This is a genomic window from Bartonella sp. AA83SXKL, from assembly GCF_042196965.1.
Taxonomy (GTDB): domain Bacteria; phylum Pseudomonadota; class Alphaproteobacteria; order Rhizobiales; family Rhizobiaceae; genus Bartonella.
The window spans coordinates 1-346 of sequence record NZ_JBHIRG010000211.1 but is presented as its reverse complement, the minus strand read 5'-3'; the positions used below and the strand labels follow the sequence as shown (position 1 = coordinate 346).

General features: G+C 35.3%; 1 protein-coding gene. It reads right to left on the bottom strand.

The window, feature by feature from the left end; translation table 11 throughout:
* Positions 1-59: 59 nt before the first annotated feature.
* A partial coding sequence (locus tag ACFINO_RS10675) for a hypothetical protein (RefSeq protein ID WP_375655823.1) occupies positions 60-346 on the bottom strand: 287 nt, incomplete at its 5' end.

Here is a 346-nt window from a genome sequence, read left to right as displayed (position 1 = left end):
TCACGCCCTTTGGATTTATTCACACCAAACGCAAGAACATAATTGATTTTAAACAACACTCACGGTGGAAGATACTCAACACATGCCTTACTCCCATTGTTCGTATTTGCCTCTTTTGCACCATGGAGAATACAGAAAAATATGTAAGCCTCTTCGTCATTACGCAAATCTTCACAATTACCAACCTCGGCATTACAGTAAATTTTTGTCTTTTTACGAATCTTTACATAACCGCAAACTAAAGCGTTGTTATAAATCTGAGAGTTTGCGAAAAATTGAGCAGAATCATAAACTTGAATATTGTAAATACGCGCCTTACAATAAACTTCAAAAGAATTTGTGATAC